This is a genomic window from Micromonospora sp. NPDC048909 (genome assembly GCF_040649635.1).
Taxonomy (GTDB): domain Bacteria; phylum Actinomycetota; class Actinomycetes; order Mycobacteriales; family Micromonosporaceae; genus Micromonospora.
Window position 1 is genome coordinate 526,472 of record NZ_JBEZFU010000005.1, and the last position, 17,700, is coordinate 544,171.

12 protein-coding genes are annotated in these 17,700 nt (G+C 72.2%); 3 read left to right on the forward strand and 9 right to left on the reverse strand.

The features are described from left to right. Positions 1 to 8 precede the first annotated feature (8 nt). The 5 genes from AB0C04_RS17330 to AB0C04_RS17350 form a co-directional block, all read right to left on the reverse strand. Positions 9 to 662: a class I SAM-dependent methyltransferase gene (locus AB0C04_RS17330; RefSeq protein ID WP_357055085.1), complete on the reverse strand. Its 654-nt coding sequence runs from the start codon at positions 660 to 662 to the stop codon at positions 9 to 11. A 42-nt stretch (positions 663 to 704) separates the two neighbouring features. After that, entirely contained in the window at positions 705 to 1,880 is a 1,176-nt protein-coding gene (locus AB0C04_RS17335) for a putative sulfate exporter family transporter (RefSeq protein ID WP_357055088.1), read from the reverse strand. Positions 1,881 to 1,899: 19 nt separating this feature from the next. Further along, entirely contained in the window at positions 1,900 to 2,466 is a 567-nt protein-coding gene (locus AB0C04_RS17340) for a cysteine dioxygenase family protein (protein WP_357055091.1), read from the reverse strand. Positions 2,467 to 2,565: 99 nt separating this feature from the next. Beyond that, a complete protein-coding gene (locus tag AB0C04_RS17345; protein ID WP_357055094.1) occupies positions 2,566 to 3,480 on the reverse strand; it encodes a LysR family transcriptional regulator in 915 nt (304 codons plus the stop codon). A gap of 61 nt (positions 3,481 to 3,541) precedes the next feature. Further along, positions 3,542 to 4,348 (reverse strand): AAC(3) family N-acetyltransferase, encoded by an 807-nt coding sequence (locus AB0C04_RS17350; protein WP_357055097.1) that lies wholly within the window; start codon positions 4,346 to 4,348, stop codon positions 3,542 to 3,544. Positions 4,349 to 4,568: 220 nt separating this feature from the next. Here AB0C04_RS17350 and AB0C04_RS17355 point away from each other — a divergent pair, with 220 nt between their 5' ends. Together AB0C04_RS17355 and AB0C04_RS17360 are read left to right on the forward strand one after the other, a co-directional pair. Continuing rightward, positions 4,569 to 6,956: a glycosyl hydrolase gene (locus AB0C04_RS17355; protein ID WP_357055100.1), complete on the forward strand. Its 2,388-nt coding sequence runs from the start codon at positions 4,569 to 4,571 to the stop codon at positions 6,954 to 6,956. A gap of 152 nt (positions 6,957 to 7,108) precedes the next feature. Then, a complete protein-coding gene (locus AB0C04_RS17360) occupies positions 7,109 to 7,948 on the forward strand; it encodes an alpha/beta hydrolase (RefSeq protein ID WP_357055103.1) in 840 nt (279 codons plus the stop codon). A gap of 56 nt (positions 7,949 to 8,004) precedes the next feature. Here the strand turns inward: AB0C04_RS17360 and AB0C04_RS17365 are convergent, their stop codons facing one another. Beyond that, positions 8,005 to 10,437, reverse strand: a complete 2,433-nt coding sequence (locus AB0C04_RS17365; protein WP_357055106.1) for a M14 family metallopeptidase — start codon at positions 10,435 to 10,437, stop codon at positions 8,005 to 8,007. Between the two features lie 555 nt (positions 10,438 to 10,992). On the opposite strand from AB0C04_RS17365, the gene AB0C04_RS17370 reads away from it, so the two are divergent. Further along, on the forward strand, positions 10,993 to 11,943 hold the full coding sequence (locus AB0C04_RS17370; RefSeq protein ID WP_357055109.1) for an alpha/beta hydrolase: 951 nt from the start codon (positions 10,993 to 10,995) through the stop codon (positions 11,941 to 11,943). On the opposite strand, the gene fxsT is transcribed toward AB0C04_RS17370, so the two are convergent. From fxsT to AB0C04_RS17385, 3 genes are read right to left on the reverse strand one after another with little or no spacing between them, the layout of a single operon-like run. Then, positions 11,937 to 15,881, reverse strand: a complete 3,945-nt coding sequence (fxsT, locus tag AB0C04_RS17375) for an FxSxx-COOH system tetratricopeptide repeat protein (protein ID WP_357055112.1) — start codon at positions 15,879 to 15,881, stop codon at positions 11,937 to 11,939. The genes AB0C04_RS17370 and fxsT overlap by 7 nt on opposite strands. After that, positions 15,878 to 17,023, reverse strand: coding sequence for a TIR-like protein FxsC (locus tag AB0C04_RS17380; RefSeq protein WP_357055115.1), 1,146 nt, complete (start codon positions 17,021 to 17,023; stop codon positions 15,878 to 15,880). The genes fxsT and AB0C04_RS17380 overlap by 4 nt, the downstream gene beginning before the upstream one ends. After that, positions 17,010 to 17,690 carry a TIR-like protein FxsC gene (locus AB0C04_RS17385; protein WP_357055119.1) on the reverse strand — a complete coding sequence of 227 codons (681 nt, stop codon included), beginning with the start codon at positions 17,688 to 17,690 and terminating at the stop codon, positions 17,010 to 17,012. The genes AB0C04_RS17380 and AB0C04_RS17385 overlap by 14 nt, the downstream gene beginning before the upstream one ends. Positions 17,691 to 17,700: the final 10 nt, after the last annotated feature.

Sequence of the window (17,700 nt, forward strand, 5' to 3'; positions counted from 1 at the left end):
GGCAGCGCTCAGACGAAGGTGAACAGTCGCGTGCCGGGCCGCAACGTAGGCGGATGGGCGGGGTGCTCGACGAGTTGGTGCATGCCCACCCGGAACCGGGCGTCGGTGGGGCTGGTGAACGCCAACTCCGCGAACCCGTGGTCAGCAAGGCAGGCGCGGACCTCCAGGCTGGGATCGGGTCCGTCGTCGGGCCGGCCGCGGGTCCAGATCACGATTCCGCCCGGGGCCAGCAGTGCCGGCAGCGCGGCCACCGTCCGCCGTACGTCGTCGACGGTGACGTTGCCGAAGACACCGCAGGCCAGCACCACCTGCGCCCGCTCGACCTGCTGGTAGGTGTCGGCGGCGCCCGCGTCGGCCGTCCGCACCTCGACCTCGGACAGACCGAGGTCGACGGCGCTCTCCCGGGCGCGTCGGGACAGGGTCGGGTCGAGTTCGATCAGCAGCGCGCGGACGTCCCGACCACGACCGGGTTCGGCCAGCACCGGCAGCACGTCGCGCCCGTCGCCGGCACAGATGCTGACCAGGCGCCGAACGCCGTGCTCGCCGCACGGCGCGTCGGCGAGCGCGTTACGCAGATCGCGTTGCACCACGGCCAGCCGGCGGGCCAGCGACGAACTCGGGGCGTCGTAGTCGTGGTGCCACCGGATCCAGTCGGTCGTCACGGGGTCATTGAAGCAGTGCCGGGCCGCTCGCCGGGTGCCCGGTCAGGCCGTCAGCAGCACGCCCGCGTACGCCACCCCGGCGATGACAGCCCACGAACTCAACCCCAGGGCGGCGGCCCGCCCGCCGGTGCGGGCCAGCGTCGGCAGATGCACCGCGCTGCCGAGGGCGAACAGCGCCGCGGAGAGCAGGATCTCCTGCGCCAGGCCCGCGCCGACCAGCACACCCTCCGGTAGCCAGCCGGTGCTGCGCAGCCCGATCATCACGAGGAAGCCGACCACGAACAGGGGCACGAGGGACGGCTTCGCGCCTCGCGGACCGTCACCGGCCGGGCCCTGCGCCGCCGCCCGCCGACGCCGCAGTCCGATCGCCACCACGGCGACCAGCGGGGCGAGCATCGCCACCCGCATCAGCTTCACCAGGACGGCGTCGCCGAGGGCCGCCGGGCCGGCGGTCTGCGCGGCGGCGACCACCTGCCCCACGTCGTGCACGCTGGCCCCGACCCACCGTCCGAACTCCGCGTCACCGAGGCCCAGCGGCTGTTGCAGCAGCGGGAGCACGGCGACGGCCAGGGTGCCGCAGAGCGTCACCAGGGCGACCGACGCCGCGGCGTCCTCCTCGTCGCTGCCGGTCGCCGCGCTGACCGCACCGATCGCCGAGGCGCCGCAGATCGCATAGCCGGCGGCGATCAGCAGAGGCTGGTCACCGCGCAGACCGATCCGACGGCCCAGCCACCACGTGCTGGTGAACGTCGCGGCCACCACGGCGACGACCATGAGCATGGTCGGCCACCCGATCGCGCGTACGTCCTGCACGCTGAGCTTCAGCCCGAGCAACACGATGCCGAGCCGCATCAGCCGTTTGCCCGCGACGCTCAACCCTGGCCGGGCCGGGCCGCGTACCCAGTCGCGGAGGACGGGCAGGTGGGCGGCGGCGATGCCCAGCACCATGGCGACGGTCAGCGCCGGCACGACGGGCAAGGCCCAGTGCACCGCCCAGGCGGCGGCGGCCCCGACGCTCGCGGCGATCAGCCCGGGCAGGATACCCGCTCCGCCACCCCGCCGCGCGCCCGTGGACCGCCCTGCGGCAGGCCCCTTCGGGGTGTCCGACCGGCCGTCGGGGGCGCCGTCGTCGGTCCGGGTGGCCGGGTGGCCGCCGTCACCGCCACGTGGCGGCGAGCCCGGGTACGGTTCGCGGCCGGTGGTCCGGATCAGGGTCATTCCGGTACCCGCGTCCCGTTCACGACTCGTCGGTCCGTAGCTCGTACACCCGGCGGACGCTCGACCCGAGCCGGGAGATGTCCGCACCGTAGATGTGCAGGGACACGGCCATGCCGTCGCCCCCGTTCCAGACCCGGTGGATGTCGCCGGGTGGGGCGAAGCCGCACACCTCGCCCTGCCGGTTGACGACGTCCTCGGTCGCGACGAGCCGGGCGGCGGTCCCGTCGGAAACGAGGCGGTAGCGCCGCTCGTGCTCCTCGCCCTGGTGCACCCCCGTGACGCACCAGGCGACGTGGTCGTGGATGGCGGTTCGCTGGCCGGGAAGCCAGACCAGAGCCACGATCGAGAAGGAACCGTCACGCTCCGCATGCAGCACGTGCTGCCGGTAGTGGTCCGGGTCACCCTCGCACTGCTGCGGGGTGAGCAGGTCGGCCGCGCCCAGATGCGGCGCGAGCCGCTCCCCCACCAGGTACGCCGTCAGGTCGGGCGGCAGCCCGCGGTCCACCACGTCCCGTACCTCCTCGGCGAGCCGGGCGAGGCGGGGCGTACTGGCCGTGACGACGGAGACGGCGGACGGAGCGGTCATGTTGCCAGCCTGACCGCCGTGACCCATTACGTCCAACAACAGTTTCTTGCACGAACCCAAGCACCGCTTATGTGTCGAGGGTGGGACCCCGGCCGCCACTCAGGCGGCACCGGCGGCCCGCCGTCCGGCCACCGAGGCCAGCGCCTCCAGCACCTGGGCGGTCGCGGGGATGCGCAGGTGCTCGCGCAGGACGTAGGCCGAGACCTGACGCCGCGAGGCGGGCGACAGCGGGCGGCCCCGGACCTTGTCCCGGCGGAGGAAGGACAGGGTGAGTTTCGGCATCATCGCGACGCCGAGGCCCTGCGCGACGAGCGACTGCACGGCGAGGTTGTCGTCGGTGGTGAACACGATGTCGGGCGTGAACCCGAGTTGGGCGCACTCGTGCAGGAAGTTGGTGCGGCAGCGTAGGCACCCGGCGATCCAGCGCTCCTGGGCGAGGTCGGCGAGCTCGACCGCGCGGCGCCTGGCCATCGGGTGCCCGACGGGCAGCAGAACGGTGAGCTCGTCCTCCAGCAGCGGGATCTCCACCAGCTCGTCCGGCACCTCCTCACGAAGGCCGGGATAGGTGAAGGCCAGTGTCAGGTCGCTCTCGCCCTGCACCACCCGGCGGAGCGAGTCGGGCGGCTCGTCCTCGAGCAGCTCCACCCGGATCCCGGGATGCTCGGCGGCGAGCAGACCCATGGCCTCGGGGATCAGCGTCGCGTTGGCGCTGGGGAACGCGCAGACCCGCACCCGACCGGTACGCAGCCGCGCGATCGCCGCCATCTGCTCCCGGGCGACCGACATGCTGTCGAGGATGCTCTCCGTGTGGCGGGCGAGCGTCTCGCCGGCCTCCGTCAGCCGCAACCGCCGCCCCACCCGGGTGAACAGCGGAGTGCCGACCTCGCGCTCCAGGGCTTTCATCTGCTGGGTGATCGCGGGTTGGGTGTATCCCAGGGTCTGCGCCGCCGCCGAGTACGACCGGGTCCGGACCACCTCGTGAAAGGTCCTGATATGGCGCGAATCGAACACCATCGGATCATAGGCTCGCCGGCCTGCCCGGAGCCCGCCTACGGACCGTGATCCTGGGCTCACCTCACGGTCGGAGGTCCGCCCGCTGCCGGTTGGCGGCCAGCCAGGCGGTGGCGAAGTCGACGAGCGCGCGCTGCCTCATCAGGCGGGTCGGCGCTGCGCCGACCCGGCCGATCGAAGCGCCGTCCGCGGCCTCGAAGTCGGCGCCGAGCCGCTCGAAGTCACCCTCGTCGGTGGCCATCTCGACCCAGGTCGCCCACCGGCTCGTCCCGTCCGGCTGACGCACCGCCGAACCGGTGGAGGTCCGCGGCGGGGACGACTGCCGCCGCTCGGCGAGATGAAGCGACGTGTTCGAGTCGTGGCCGCAGCCGAGCAGGAGCACCTGGCCGTCGAGCCGGTTGACCGCGCCGAGCGGCGACTCCTCGCCCAGCCCGTCGTCGAGTCGGTGCCCGCACACGATCTCGGGGGCCCGGCGACCCAACGCGGCGAAGGAGACCTGCGGATGGTCGCTGCGCAGCGCCCCCGGCCAGGCGCGGACCGTCTCGGCGAGGCGGCCCATCCACCGGCTCGGCGTACGGGCCGGGTCGAAAGCGGGCATCTGGTCACGAATGACCGGCCACCACGCCTCGGGCACGGGTGGGTTCCGCCAGTCGGCCGGGTCGGTGTTGTCGGGAGTGTGGGTGGGCACCACCAGCGTGCCGTCGGGGCCGAGCACGTCCAACAGCGCCAGCACCACCGCCTGCGGGCCGCCGACGACGAACCCGAGGCACCGGTACGACGCATGCAGCAGCAGGACATCACCGGGAGCGACCCCGAGGGCGCGCAGGTCGCCCGCCAACGACTGCGCCGTGTACGGCACCGACTGGTCCATCGGCGGAGTGTAGGTCAGGCCCGGCAGCACCGGCCTGGTGTTTTCCGGCGGGCAGCCGACCGCCAGCCGATCAGCGGGGGGGCGCACGGCATCGACAAGTGTCCTAACCGGACCGGCCGAATCGCAACAGATGCTCGGTGACGTGGGTCACTCCACTGTCTAGCGTGCATCGTGGAGACCGCTTTCCCGGTCGCCACGACGCGTGCCCAGGGAGACCCGAATGAACCTCACGCTCGTCCGAAGATACCGCGGCCTCGCGATGACAACGAGCCTGGCGCTGGTCGTCGCGCTCGCGCTGACCGCCTCGTCCACCCCCCAGCCCGTCCAGGAGTCGTTCGCCACCAACTCACCCACCGGGCCGATGGAGCTGCCCGACGAGTGGATGACCGCCCAGCGGATGAGCGACGGCAGCCGGGACCTCTCCGTGGCCAAGTACGAAAAGGCCCGCGGCGAGGCCCACCAGCTCGACCTGCGCACCCGCCTGCTCTACCGCCACCTGGCGCAGAAGAAGTGGAACTTCTTCGGGCCGAGCAACATCGGCGGGCGGGTGGTGGACATCGCCCTCGACCCGAAGGTGCCCGACCAGCTCTTCATCGCCGCCGCCTCCGGCGGCGTCTGGAAGTCCGACGACGCGGGCGCGACGTTCGAGACGGCCTGGCCCGACGGGTGGACGCAGAGCATGGGTGCGGTCGCGATGACCAGCGACGGCGTCCTCTTCGCCGGCACCGGCGAGGCCCAGCCAGGCGGCGGCTCGATCACCTTCGGCGGCGACGGCATCTACCGCTCGAAGGACCGCGGCAAGACCTGGCGGCACGTCGGGCTCAAGGACAGCCACGCCATCGGCCGGTTCGCCATCGACCCGAGCAACCAGAAGCGCATCTTCGCCGCCGCCAGCGGCAACCTGTTCGTACCCGGCGGCCAGCGCGGCGTCTACCTATCCGACAACGGCGGCGACAGCTGGAAGCAGGTGCTCGCGCCACCGAACGCGACCACCGGCGCCACCGAGGTCGTCATCGACCCCACCAACCCGCAACGGGTGTACGCGGCGATGTGGGACCACCTGCGCGAGCCGCACCAGCGCACCTACGGCGGCCCCGGCTCCAGCCTCTGGCGTTCCGATGACGGCGGCCGGACCTGGGCGCGGATGACCAACGGTCTGCCCACCGACGCCGACCAGGGCCGCTGGGGCATCGCCGTCGCGCCGAACAACCCCCAGCGGCTGTACGCGTACGTCGGCACGGCGCTCGGCCCGTTCCGCGCCTTCTACCGCTCCGACGACGGCGGCGACACCTGGGCGCAGACGCCGGTCACCGCCGCTCAGGCGTCCCAGTCCACGTTCAGCTGGTGGTTCGGCAAGCTCTTCGTCGACCCCGGCGACGCCGACCACGTCTTCCTCACCGGGGTCAACCTGATGCGCTCGACGAACGGGGCGCAGAGCTTCTCCTCGGTCAGCGGGGTGCACGCCGACCAGCACACGATGCGCTGGGATCCGAAGACGCCCGGCCGGGTCTACCTGGGCAACGACGGCGGCTTCTACCGTTCCGAGGCCAACGGGGCGAGCGGCTGGGTGAAGGCCACCTACGAGCCGTACACCCAGTTCTACACGGTGGACGTGGCGCAGACCGACCCGGTGCTGAAGGTGGGCGGCGCGCAGGACAACGGCTGCAACCGCGGCTACAACGGCGTCGGTGGCCCGTGGAACGCGATCGGCTGCGGCGACGGACTCCAGGTGATCATCCACCCGGAGGCCTCGAACATCGTCTTCGGGTGCAGCCAGTACGGCTCGTGCTACCGGTCGGAGAACTCCGGCGGCACTCCCCGGCAGACCATCGGCACCGGCCAGACCACCTCGCAGCGGCGCAACTGGCTGACGCCGCTGCAGTTCGACCCGAGCGACCCGAACGTCATGTACTACGCCGGGAACATCGTCAACCGGTCGACGGACAACGGCCGCACCTGGACGCCGATCAGCCCGGACCTCACCGGCGGCGGCCCCAACGACCCGTCCGGCTACCCGTGGGGCACGATCACCACGATCGCCGCCGCGCCCACCGACGGCAACACGCTCTACGTCGGCACCGACGACGGAAAGCTGTGGTGGACCGACGACCTGGGGCAGAACTGGCACCAGGTCGACCCGGGGCAGCTGCCCGGCACCTGGGTGACCCGGGTGGCGGTGAACCCGGCCGACGAGAACATCGCCTACGCCACGTTCTCCGGCTTCCGGTCCGGCAGCGACCGGCCGCACGTGATGATGACCCGCGACGGCGGCCGTACCTGGAAGGACATCGGCCGGGGCCTGCCCGACGCGCCGGTCAACTTCGTGGTGCCGACCGCCGACGGCCTGCTGCTGGTCGGCACCGACGTCGGGGTGTTCATGTCGGCGTGGAACGGCGGCGAGTGGGCGGCGCTGGGCACCAACCTGCCGCAGGCGGCCGTGATGTACCTGCGCTACCACGAGCCGACCCGGCAGCTCACCGCGGCGACGTTCGGCCGGGGCGTCCACGACCTCACCGTGCCCCGCTGCCCGGCGGCGTCGACCAAGCTGCCGCCCAAGCCGACCGGGGTCGGTGTGGTCGGCGTCCTCGCCTCCTGCCGGCTGGGGTGACCGACCGGTAGTCCGCGCGGTGCGAGGGCCACCTCCCGGAGACGGGAGGTGGCCCTTCCCGGCTGAAGGGGTCTCCGGTGGTCGTCACCCGCCGGGCGGCGGACGGCGCAGCGGGGAACGCCGAGGCCGTTCTCCGAGCCTATGATCCCCGGATGGCTACCTTCGACGGCGCGGACGGCACCCGACTCGCGTATCACCGGACCGGCGACGGGGATCCGCTGATCTGCCTGCCCGGGGGGCCGATGCTGGCGTCGACGTACCTCGGCGACCTGGGCGGGTTGTCCGCGCGTCGCTCGCTGGTGCTGCTTGATCTGCGCGGCACCGGGGAGTCCGCCGTCCCGGTGGACCCGGCGAGTTACCGGTGCGACCGGCAGGTCGAGGATGTCGAGGCGCTGCGGGTGCACCTCGGGTTGGACCGGCTCGACCTGGCCGCGCACTCGGCCGGCGCGACGCTCGCCCTGCTGTACGCCGCCCGGCACCCCGACCGCGTCGGCCGTCTCGCGCTGATCACGCCCAGCCCGCGGCCGGTCGACGTGGAGGTCAGCGACCTCGATCGCCGCGAGCTGGCCGAGCTGCGGCGGGGAGAGCCCTGGTTCCCGGCGGCCTTCGCCGCGTTCGAACGGATCTGGTCGGGCCAGCCCACCGCCGCCGACTGGGCCGCCATCACCCCGTTCACCCACGGTCGGTGGGATGCCGCCCGCCAGGCGCGGGCCGCCGGGGAGGCCGGGCAGCGCAACGACGAGGCGGCCGCCGTCTACTACTCGGCCGGCGCCGTCGACCCGCCGGCCGTCCGGTCCGCCCTCGGCCACCTCCAGGCACCGGTCCTGTTGCTCGCCGGAGCGTACGACGTCGCGCTCCCGCCGAAGCGCGCCGCCGAGTACGCCGGCCTGTTCCCGCGGGCCGAGCTGGCGGTGCAGCCGGGCGCCGGGCACTATCCGTGGCTCGACGATCCACAGTGGTTTGTGGAGACGATGGCCGGGTTTCTGCGCTGACCGGTGACGGCCGCGGTGCCGAACGCACCGCGGCCGTCCCTACCTGCTGTGATCTGTCAGCCGGTCGGCAGGACCGCCTGGCCCTTGCGGTAGTTCTTGCCGTTGCCGTCCGGCTTGTAGTTGTTCTCCACGTTGCCGGCCGAGTCGACCGAGAACCAGTTGATCCGGGTGCCGGCGGGGACGGTCAGCGTCTCCCCGCCCTCCCGGATGCCCGCCGAGCCGTAGAGCGTCGACGAGTACGTCGGCGCGGCGCCGTCGATGGTGTAGAAGACCGAAGCCGGCTCGGAGACGCCGAAGGTCACGTTCACCATGCCCGGGGTCGAGCTGGCGGCGACCGTGAGGGTGCTCTGCGGTCGGGTCCGGTCCTTGGCGAAGTCCCGGGCCACCCGCATCAGCTCGACCAGGCCGTTGGCGAACTCCATCGCCTCGGAGTGCGCCTCCTCCCAGTCCGGTTGGAAGGACGTGCCGACCTCGAAGTTCCAGGCGTAGATGCCGTACTTGTACCAGAGCATGTCGCCGGAGTTGCCCGCCGCCGAGTAGAGCACGTCGGAGATCGGGCCGGTGCGCGCCGGGGTGACCGCCATGTTCCGGTGCTGCTTGATGGCGGTCAGGATGCGCGAGGACGCGCCCCAGAAGGCCGACTCCTCGGCCAGCGTCGGCCGCGGCGCCGAGATCCGGTCCGGCAGGGCGTACGCGCCCGGCGACCACATGAAGTAGTTCCCGGAGGAGTGCAGGTTCATCGAGAACTTGATGTTGGGTCGGGCGGCCAGCCAGTCGAGGTTGCGGTTCTCCGGCTCGGAGAGCTCGCTCGGCCCGGCGTAGGTGCCGCTGGTGCAGCTCGACGACGCGCCCGAGTATCCGTCGAAGAGGCTGTACTCGGTGTAGTTGCGGTTGTTGTCGACGCCCCACGAGTCGCGGCCGAGGAAGTCCGCGGCCCCGGTCGACGGGCAGTGGTTGGTCATGTTCTTGCGCTGCGAGTTGAAGTCGTAGAACGAGTAGTGACCGCCGTCCGGGTTGACCGACGGGGCGATCCAGATGTCCAGGTTGTTCAGCAGCTGCTTGGTCTGCCCGTCGTGCGCGTAGTTGCGCAGCAACCGCTCGGCGGTCTCGACGGTGACCAGCGGCGGCACCCACTCCCGGGCGTGCTCCTGGGCGTAGGCGAGCACCCCCGGCTTCGAACCGTCCCGGACCTTGCCGATCCGGATCGCGTAGACCGGGTGCGGGTCGCGGGAGACGGAGGCCGGCGCGCTGAGGTCGTCGGTGAGCGGGGTCCGCGCCGCCGGCGCGACCACGCCGTTACCCGGGCTGCCGCGATAGGTGTACGCCTTGACCAGCGACCCGGCCGCGGCGTTGAGCGCCGCGACGACCTCGGCCGCGGTGCTGGTCACCGTGCCCGCGCCGTCGGTGCCGAGGGACACCCGGATGGCCGTGCCACTCACGGTCACCGCCAGCGCCGCGTTGCCGGTGCCGGGGTTCGCCAGCTCCACCGAGATGGCGTTGCCACCCTGGTGCCCCCAGGCCAGGGAGTCCACCGCGACCCGGCTGGCGTTGGCGCTGCCGAGGACGGCCTGGGCGTGCCGCCGGTAGCCGTTGGTCTTGTAGGGCAGCTCGACGATCTCGGCCAGGTTGGGGAACTCGGCGGCGAGCTGGTGGATCCGCGCGTACAGCTCGGTCGGGGTGAGGTAGCTGGTGACGAAGTCCTTCTGGTAACCCGGCCCCTCCGGGCTGGTCTCCGGGGTGGGCAGCCACTCCTGCACCTTGACCTCGGCGACGTCACCGGTGGGGCTGGTGATCCGGATCCGGTCCGGCCGGCTGGTCACCGCCGAGGCGCCGCGGTGGTAGAGGTAGACGCCGGCGTCGACGAAGCGGGAGATGGTCTGCGTACCGCCGGAGCCGATAGCGGTTCCCGGCCCGCTGTCCCGCTCGACGGTGAGCGTGTTGCCGGCCGTCTGGCCCTGCGCCCACTTCGCCTCGACGGAGAGAACCTGGCTGGTCCCGGAGGTGTAGTAGTCCGCGCGAATGATCTTGATGTCGGAGACGTCCGGCGCGGTCGGGTCGGCCGCGGCGGCGGCGAACTCCCGGTTCTCGGCGAGGTGGGCGGTGATGGTCGACTCGCGCTCCTCGACCCGGGCCCGGGCGTCCTCGGGGCGGTGCAGGATCTCGCCGAGGGTGAAGCCGGCGGCGGTCAGTCGGGCGGCTTCGCTCGGCGTGATCACCGCGTGCGCGACCACGCCGTTCTCCGAGCGTTCGACGTGGTGGTCGAGGTCGACGCCGGTGGCGACCAGCGCGTCCAGCTCCGCGGAGCCAGCGAGCAGCACCTCCACGACGTTCGCCGGCTCACCGGCGACCGGACCGGAATCGGCCGGCACGGCGGCGCCCGGTCCGGTCGCCGAGGCCGGGCTGACCAGCAGCACGATGGCCATGGTGGCGGCCAGCGCCGCCGGGACCGGAAGGCGGCGTCGCCACCGCGCGGGTAGGGGTTTCGGCATGTGATGTCTGCCCTTCTGGCTACTCGGCCTGATGGCCGCAGGAGATGGCCGAGGGGCACGCCCGGGGTACGCGGCTCCATCCGTTGGGTCGCGCGCGGTCGTTGCGGCAACCGGGCGCGCGACACGCTGAGAAAGGGAAGGTGATGTCGTCCGGCTCCGTCGCCTCGACCTGACCCGCATCGCCGAATTGCGGGGCGTCGAACGGTGGTGACGGAGGTGCTCCGGTGACGGTCGGTGTACTGAGGCAATCCTCAGGTGTCACAACGTGAACTGTCAATCCTCTGCGAGGCCGTTGACCATCGGCCGCATCCGGCCACCTGAACCGGGCCGCGACCGAGTTCGATCAATGGCTCGCAGCTGGAAGTTTCACCCGGAGTGCCCGGAGACTGTCCTTTCCGACAGATCCGGCGCGTTGTCCCCACAGCGGATAGCGGCCCGCCCGACCCGACCGTTAGGCTCACCATCGAGTGAGGTCGTTCACTGCCGATCATTCACCTTCGCTCTGTGCCGACGTGACGGATACTCGCTGGTGGCAACATCGGAAGGCAGGCTGGGGTGGTCCGAGAAGGGGAACCGGGGACCGGATTCGCCTATCGCGCGGACAGCTCGCGGGTGGCGTTCGAGGTCTCTGGCGCGCCGGACGGCTACCCGGTCTTCCTCATGCACGGCACACCGGGCAGCCGGCGGGGGCCGAAGCCACGCGGCATCGTCCTGCACCGTCTGGGGGTCCGGCTGATCACCTACGACCGCCCCGGCTACGGCGACTCCGACCGCTCCGAGGGCCGGACGGTGGCCGACGCCGCGAGAGACGTCGAGGTGATCGCCGACCAGCTGGCGCTGACCCGGTTCGCGGTCGCCGGGCGCTCCGGTGGCGGCCCGCACGCGCTGGCCTGCGCGGCCGACGCCCGGCTGCGGCACCGGGTCTCCCGGGTCGCGGCGCTGGTCGGGTTCGCCCCGTCCAACGCGGGCGAGCTGGACTGGTACTCGGGCATGAACGCCGACAACGTCAACGGTTTCGGTGGCAACGGCGGCGACACCGCCGGTCTGGTGGAGGAGATCCGCCGCCGAGCCGAGCGGGCCAGTGAAGACCCCCGGCGGCTGCTCGAGGACGTCATGGCGGAGATGACCGCGGCGGACCGCCGCGTGATCAACGACGCGGCGCTACGGCGATTGATCACCGACACCTACGAGGAAGCGCTCCGGGCCGGGCCCTACGGGTGGATCGACGATGTGCTGGCGTTGCGCCGAGACTGGAAGTTCGATCCACGCATGATCGACACCGCGGCGACCCGGGTCCGGCTCTGGCACGGCGCCGAGGACACCTTCGCACCGGTCAGCCACACGCGGTGGCTCGCCACCCGGATCCCCGGGGCCGAGATCGAGGTGCAGCCCGGCGCGGCACACTTCGACGCGATGAAGGAGCTACCGCGCATCCTGCGCTGGCTCACCGTCGACGACGTGACGGCGAGCCGCGACGTCCTCATCGGCGCCCAGCCCGGTCAGTAGGGGTGCGGGTCGAGCACCCGTCGCACGTAACGTCCCTCCCGCAGGTTGACCACACTCGGGTGGTGCTGACCGATCCGGTTCGCGAGTCGATCCGCCAGCCGCATCCGCTCGATGCTGCCGGTGGCGCCGGACGCCGCCTGCTCAGCGATCACCAGATTGCCCAGCCCCCGCAGGGCGTCGGGGTGGTCCTCACCGAGCACCTCGCGCAGCCGGCCGACGACGACCCGCAACTGGTCACGCCCGGTCTCCAGCTCCCCGGAGAGGATCGCGAAGACGGCCACGTTGTTGGCCGCCGCCATGGTCAGCGGATGGACGTCGCCCAGCGCCGCCTCCAACGCCGTCGCGGTGACCGCGGCCAACTCGCGAGCCGGTCCCACCTCGCCGTGGTCCCACATCGCCACGCTGAGATTGTTGCGACACACCAGCACGTACGGATGCCCGTCGCCGAACACCTCGACGAACTGCTCCTCGGCCTCGATGAGCTCCCTGCGGGCGTGCTCCCGCTCCCCCTGGAGCATGAGGTTCGCCGCCCGGCTCAGCCGGCTGAACAGGGTGTCCGGGTTCCTCGGGCCGAAACCGGCGAGCAGGTCCTGGTAGGCGTCGTCCAGCAGCCGGGCGCCCTCGGCGATCTCGCCGGTGCCGCGCAGCGACGCCGCGAGGTTGGTCTGCGCCGTCAGCACGTTGCGGGACCGGTCGCCGAAGAGCTCGCGGTAGCCCGCGACGACCGTCTGCAGCAACGTCGCCGACGCCTCGTAGTCCCCGGCCTCCCGCAGGTCCCGGCCCAGGTTGTTGGCCGTGAGCAGGGTGCGCAGGTGGCCCGGGCCGAGTACCACCCGCAGCCGGCGGTAGGTGCTCTCGTCGGTGTCGAGGGCCCGCTGGATGTCGCCGGTCAACCGGTAGGACGCGGCCAGGTTGTTCGCGGCGGTCAGCGTACGGCGGTGGTCCTCGCCGAACACGTCGACCGAGGCGGAGTAGGTGCGCAGGTCCCGCTCCAGGGCTTCCTGGTAGCGGCCGATGGCCCGCAGGTCACCGCCGTAGCCGCCGGCCGTCATCAGCGTGTACGGGTGAGTCGAGCCGATCAGCTTCTCCTGGGCGCTCAGCGTCTCCTCGTTGAGCCGGCGGGCCTGCTCGAACTCGCCGAGGCTGCGCAGCAGGTTGGCCCGGTTGAACCGCAGGTGCAGCAGCTGCACCTGCAACGCCCGGTGCGCCGGCGTGTCCGGGGCCAGCTGGGCCAGCAGCCGCGACCACGCCACGTCGGCCTGCTCGGCGTACCGGGCGCCCTGGGCGTAACCACCGTTGAGGTAGATGTAGCGGACCCGGTCGACGATCAGCTGGCGGACGTCGTCGTCGGACGAGGAGAGGGCGTCCGCCCCGTCGAGGTGCGGCCAGAGCAGGCGCAGCCGCTGCTCGACGGACGCGTCCTCTACCTCGCCGGACGGCCGGGCCCCGGCGAGGATCCGGTGCACGTCGCGCTTCACACCGGCCAGCTCCTCATCGGACATCCGGGCTCGCAACGCCGCCTGCAGCAGGCGGTGCACCAGCACCTGCTGCGCGTGCAGATCGAGCTTCACCAGCGCCAGCCGGTTGATGCGCTGCACCAGCGCCGCGGCGATGTCACGCTCGGAGACCCGGTCGGCCACCCGCGCCGCGACCATCGGGTCATGGTCGGCGATGACCTTCGCGACCTCGTCGCTGTAGAGCAGCTCCAGTGAGATCTCCGGAGCGAGCACCGACGCCAGTTGCAGCAGCCGGTACGCGCCCGCGGAGCCCTCCCGCAGCCGTTGCAGCGAGATGTCCCAGACGTCCTCGGTCGGCCCGCCGCGTTCCAGACTCGTCAGGTAGTCGGGGATCGGGGTGCCGGTGTCCGCCAACCAGGCGCCCGCCATCGCGACGAAGATCGGCACGTTCTCCACCGCCTCGGCGACCTGCTCGGCCTCGGCGACGGTGATCGACCGTTCGCCGATCCGGGACCGCAGGTGCGCCACGCTCTCCGCCCGCTGGAACGCCTCCACGTCCACCCCCCGGGCCAGGTCCCCCCAGTCCGGGTTCCGGGTGGTGACCAGCACGTGCCCCGAACCCTGCGGGAGGTAGTCGCGTACGTGCTCGTACTGGTCGACGTTGTCGAAGACCAGCAGCCACTGCTCGGGTACCCCGCCGTCGGGGCGTCGCTCCGGCCGGCTCAGCCGCTGCCGCACCGCCCGGGTCATCTCCGGGATGGTCTGCTGTCGGGGCAGCCCCAGTTCCTCGCCGAGGTCGGCCACCCGCACGTCGACGAACTGCGGCGGGTCGGCCTGCACCCACCAGATGATGTCGTACGCGCCCCGGAACCGGTGGGCGTACTCGATGGCCAGCTGGGTCTTGCCGATGCCGGGACCGCCGCGCAGCGCTACCGGGGTGCCCTCGTTCCCGCCGGCGCGCAGCTCCTCACGAAGCGTGCGCAGCAACTGCTCCCGCCCGGTGAAGCGGGTGTTGCGGCTCGGCGGGTTGAACACCAGCGGCCGGGCCCCGGGGTAGCGGGCGGTCCGCACCACCGACGCGGCGCCGCTCCGCGCGGGCGCGGTCACCCCGAGCAGCTGCACCAACCGCTCGACCGCCTCCTCGGCGGCGACCTCGTGCAGCGAGACCCAGGCCCCGATCGGCAGGTCCGGCGAGGGCGTCGTACCGTCCACGTAGACCGTCAGCGGACCGGCCGAGCCGGCCGAGCGGGAGTCGGCAGGCTCCCCGTGGACGGCCTGGTAGGAGCGGGAGACCAGGGTGAGATCCCGGGTGACCGTCCCCGCCCGCGCCGGCTCCGTCTCCTCCACCCCCGCGGTCACCACCCGCAGGTCGACCGCGGTGAGCGCCGCCTGCACCCACTCCGCCCAGGCCTGGTCCTCCGGAACGTGGCGCACCACGACCAGCTCGTCGGCGATCGCGGGCTTGCGCTCGAAGCGGGCCACGACCCGCCGGCGCAGCGCCTCGTCGACCCGGGGCAGCACGGAGATCCGCCCGCCGGTGATGTGACTGGTCAACGTCTCGTACGCGGAGAGCAGGGTGGTCCGACCGCCCGGCACGTCCGCGAAGGTCGCCAGGGTCTCCTCGTAGGCGTAGTAGGCCCGGTACGGCACCTCGACGGTGAGCCAGTACTCCCGCCGTTCGGCCTCGGTCATGCCGCCCGGCAGCCCGGCGAACCGCTGCATCGCCACCGCCCGACCGGCGTCGGCCTTACCCTTCTCCCCCTCGTCCACCCGCATCGGCACCGGCAGCACCCGGCGGGCCCGCCGCCCCTCGTAGCCGCGGACCCGGCTGGCCACCGTCGCGGCGCCGTCGATGCCCTGGTCGCTCAGGGTGAAGCAATCCACCAGCACGTCCGGCAGGTGGATGGTGCAGATCTCGGCGACGTCGCTGATGCCCGTGCGGCTGTCGATCAGGGTGTAGTCGTAGTGCCGCTTCATGTCCTCGCGCAGCGCATCGAAGAAGAGCCCGCCACCGAGCCGGTTGTAGAAGTTGTCCCAGTTCAGGCCGGTGACGTTGGTGGCGTAGTCCGGGTTGTGCTTGCCCGCCAGCAGCAGGTCGAGGCTGCCGCCGCCGGGGAACTCCCAGCCCACCGAGAAGGCGTACTTCTGCACCTTGGCCAGGTGGCGGTGCCAGTCGCCGGGCCGGGTCTCCACCTCCTGCGGACCGCCGGCCTCCTGGGCCTGGCGGCGTCGCTTGAGGTTCGCCCACTCGTACTCCAGGATCAGGTCCATCACGCCACCGGTGGAGGCGACCTGGTCCGCGTCGAGGAACGGCGCGAAGAACTTGTGCAGGCCGGGCGACTCGAGGTCCCAGTCGGCGACCAGCACGCGCTGACCGTTCGCTGCCAGGATCCACGCCGTGTTGGCCAGGGCCATCGTCCGCCCGGTGCCGCCCTTGTACGAGTAGAAGGTGACCACCTGACCGTCTCGCTGCTGTGTCATCGGTCCTCTTCTCGTCGTCGCCGCACGTCGGTCGCGTCAGTCGGCCGCAGGCTCGGTCGGGGCACGCTCGGGCCGTCCTGAGGGTAGAGCGGTCCATGTCGCAGGAACTGTTTGCGGGCCTCGATCACCAGCAGTGGCGCGCTGTGTTCGAACTCGTCCACCCCGTGTACCGGTCGTGCCTCCGGGAACCGGGCGACGCGCAGGGCGGCGACGATCTCCTCCGCCGCGTCGCTCGGCCCGGCCACCACCAGCGGCACCACCCAACGCGGCAGCCCGGCGACGGCGGCGCGCACCGCGGACAGCCCCAGGCCGGCATCGATCAGCAGGACGGTCGGGCTGTCCGGGGCCCGCTCGCGCGCCGCGCCGAACTCGACGACCCGGGTGGGCAGCCCCAGCCGCTGGGCGGTCGCGGCGACGTAGTCGGCGATGGCCAACGCGTGCTGCGCCCCGAACGGTCGCCACTGCCGCCCGTCCTCGCCGGCGAGCGCGGCGACGACCAACGCGGCTTCGCCGGGCTCCTCCGTGGGCGCGCTGGTCAGCGGTGCGGCCCGGGACCGGCGCAGCGGCGCGGTCTCGGTCACCGCGATGATCCGCTCGGCCAACGTGTCGAGGACCTCGTCGTACTGCCGCCGGTAGGCGCTGAGCTTGCACAGCGCACGCAGCCCGTTCTCGGCGTACTCGGCCGGGCCGCCGACCAGCTCCAGCGCCTCGGCCATCTCCGGCCGGTCGTCCCAGGGCGGGAAGGGGATCCACAACACCGGCAGGACGTGCCCGTCCGTCTCGGCCGGGCGCAGCCGGTCCAGCCGGGACCGGAAGGAGGCCCGCTCGCCGACCGCCCAGGCGTTGCTGAAGTAGTTCGGCGAGTAGAGCGGCACGAAGACGTGCGCGAGGCTGAGCGCGTCGGTGAGCGCCTGCCTGAGGTCCGCGCCGGGCGCGACGAGCCCGTCGAAGAAGCCGATGTCGAGATCGCTGCTGCGGCGTGCGCCGCGCTGCACGGCGGCGTTGAGGTCGTGGAAGAAGCGGGTGACCCAGTAGTCGGTGTCCGGGCGGGCCGCGGCGGAGAGCGGCACGGAATGGGCGTAGCTGAGAAAGAAGTACGTCTCCCGTCCGGCGACGGTCGGGGCGGTGTCAGTCCAGCTCATCCCCGGCCTCCTCGAACTCGTCGCCGAGTTCCTCGATGTCCGACACGTACGGCTGCACCCAGTGCGTGTCCACCGCGCGGACGACCCGCTGCGCCAACCGCCACACCACCGCGTCGTAGGCGTCCTTGCCGTTGCGGCCGAGGCTGAGCAGGCCGTAGATGCCTTCCTGCTGGTACTGCGGCGCGATCTCCGGAGGAAGGCCGGTCGGGGAGAACATCTGCCGATGCCCGATCGCCGCCGGCAGCCGGCGTCGGCGGCCCATCACCGACCAGTTGACCGGGATGATCGGCCGCTCGCCGGGGGTCGGCCGGGCATCCGGACGTCGGATCTCGCGGCGGCGCACGAACGCGTTCCACTCCCGGGCGCACCAGGCGCTGCTCAGGTACTGCGGGGAGATCAGCGGGATGAAGACCTGGCAGTGGCCGGCGGCGAAGGCGAGATCGTCGGTCCACAGCTGACCGCCGTCGAGGAGCCGGTCCAGGAAGCCGGCCGTGCTTCCGGCCGGCAGCCCGAGCAGCTCGGCGACGTGGTCGGAGAGGTCGACGTAGAGCTGGAAGACCTTCTGGTTGGCGTCCCGCGGTGGCTCGCCGGGGCGCTGTTTCGCCCGGGCGTAACTGAGGAAGAACACGGGTGCCCGTGGGTCGACCCGGTACTCTTCCTCGGTCACCCGCCGCTCC

Bases quoted from the DNA above. Each gene is read 5' to 3' on its own strand.
- AB0C04_RS17335 (WP_357055088.1), bottom strand. From the start codon at position 1,880: ATGACCCTGATCCGGACCACCGGCCGCGAACCGTACCCGGGCTCGCCG.
- AB0C04_RS17340 (WP_357055091.1), bottom strand. From the start codon at position 2,466: ATGACCGCTCCGTCCGCCGTCTCCGTCGTCACGGCCAGTACGCCCCGC.
- AB0C04_RS17345 (WP_357055094.1), bottom strand. From the start codon at position 3,480: ATGGTGTTCGATTCGCGCCATATCAGGACCTTTCACGAGGTGGTCCGG.
- AB0C04_RS17350 (WP_357055097.1), bottom strand. From the start codon at position 4,348: ATGGACCAGTCGGTGCCGTACACGGCGCAGTCGTTGGCGGGCGACCTG.
- AB0C04_RS17355 (WP_357055100.1), top strand. From the start codon at position 4,569: ATGAACCTCACGCTCGTCCGAAGATACCGCGGCCTCGCGATGACAACG.
- AB0C04_RS17360 (WP_357055103.1), top strand. From the start codon at position 7,109: ATGGCTACCTTCGACGGCGCGGACGGCACCCGACTCGCGTATCACCGG.
- AB0C04_RS17365 (WP_357055106.1), bottom strand. From the start codon at position 10,437: ATGCCGAAACCCCTACCCGCGCGGTGGCGACGCCGCCTTCCGGTCCCG.
- fxsT (WP_357055112.1), bottom strand. From the start codon at position 15,881: ATGACACAGCAGCGAGACGGTCAGGTGGTCACCTTCTACTCGTACAAG.
- AB0C04_RS17380 (WP_357055115.1), bottom strand. From the start codon at position 17,023: ATGAGCTGGACTGACACCGCCCCGACCGTCGCCGGACGGGAGACGTAC.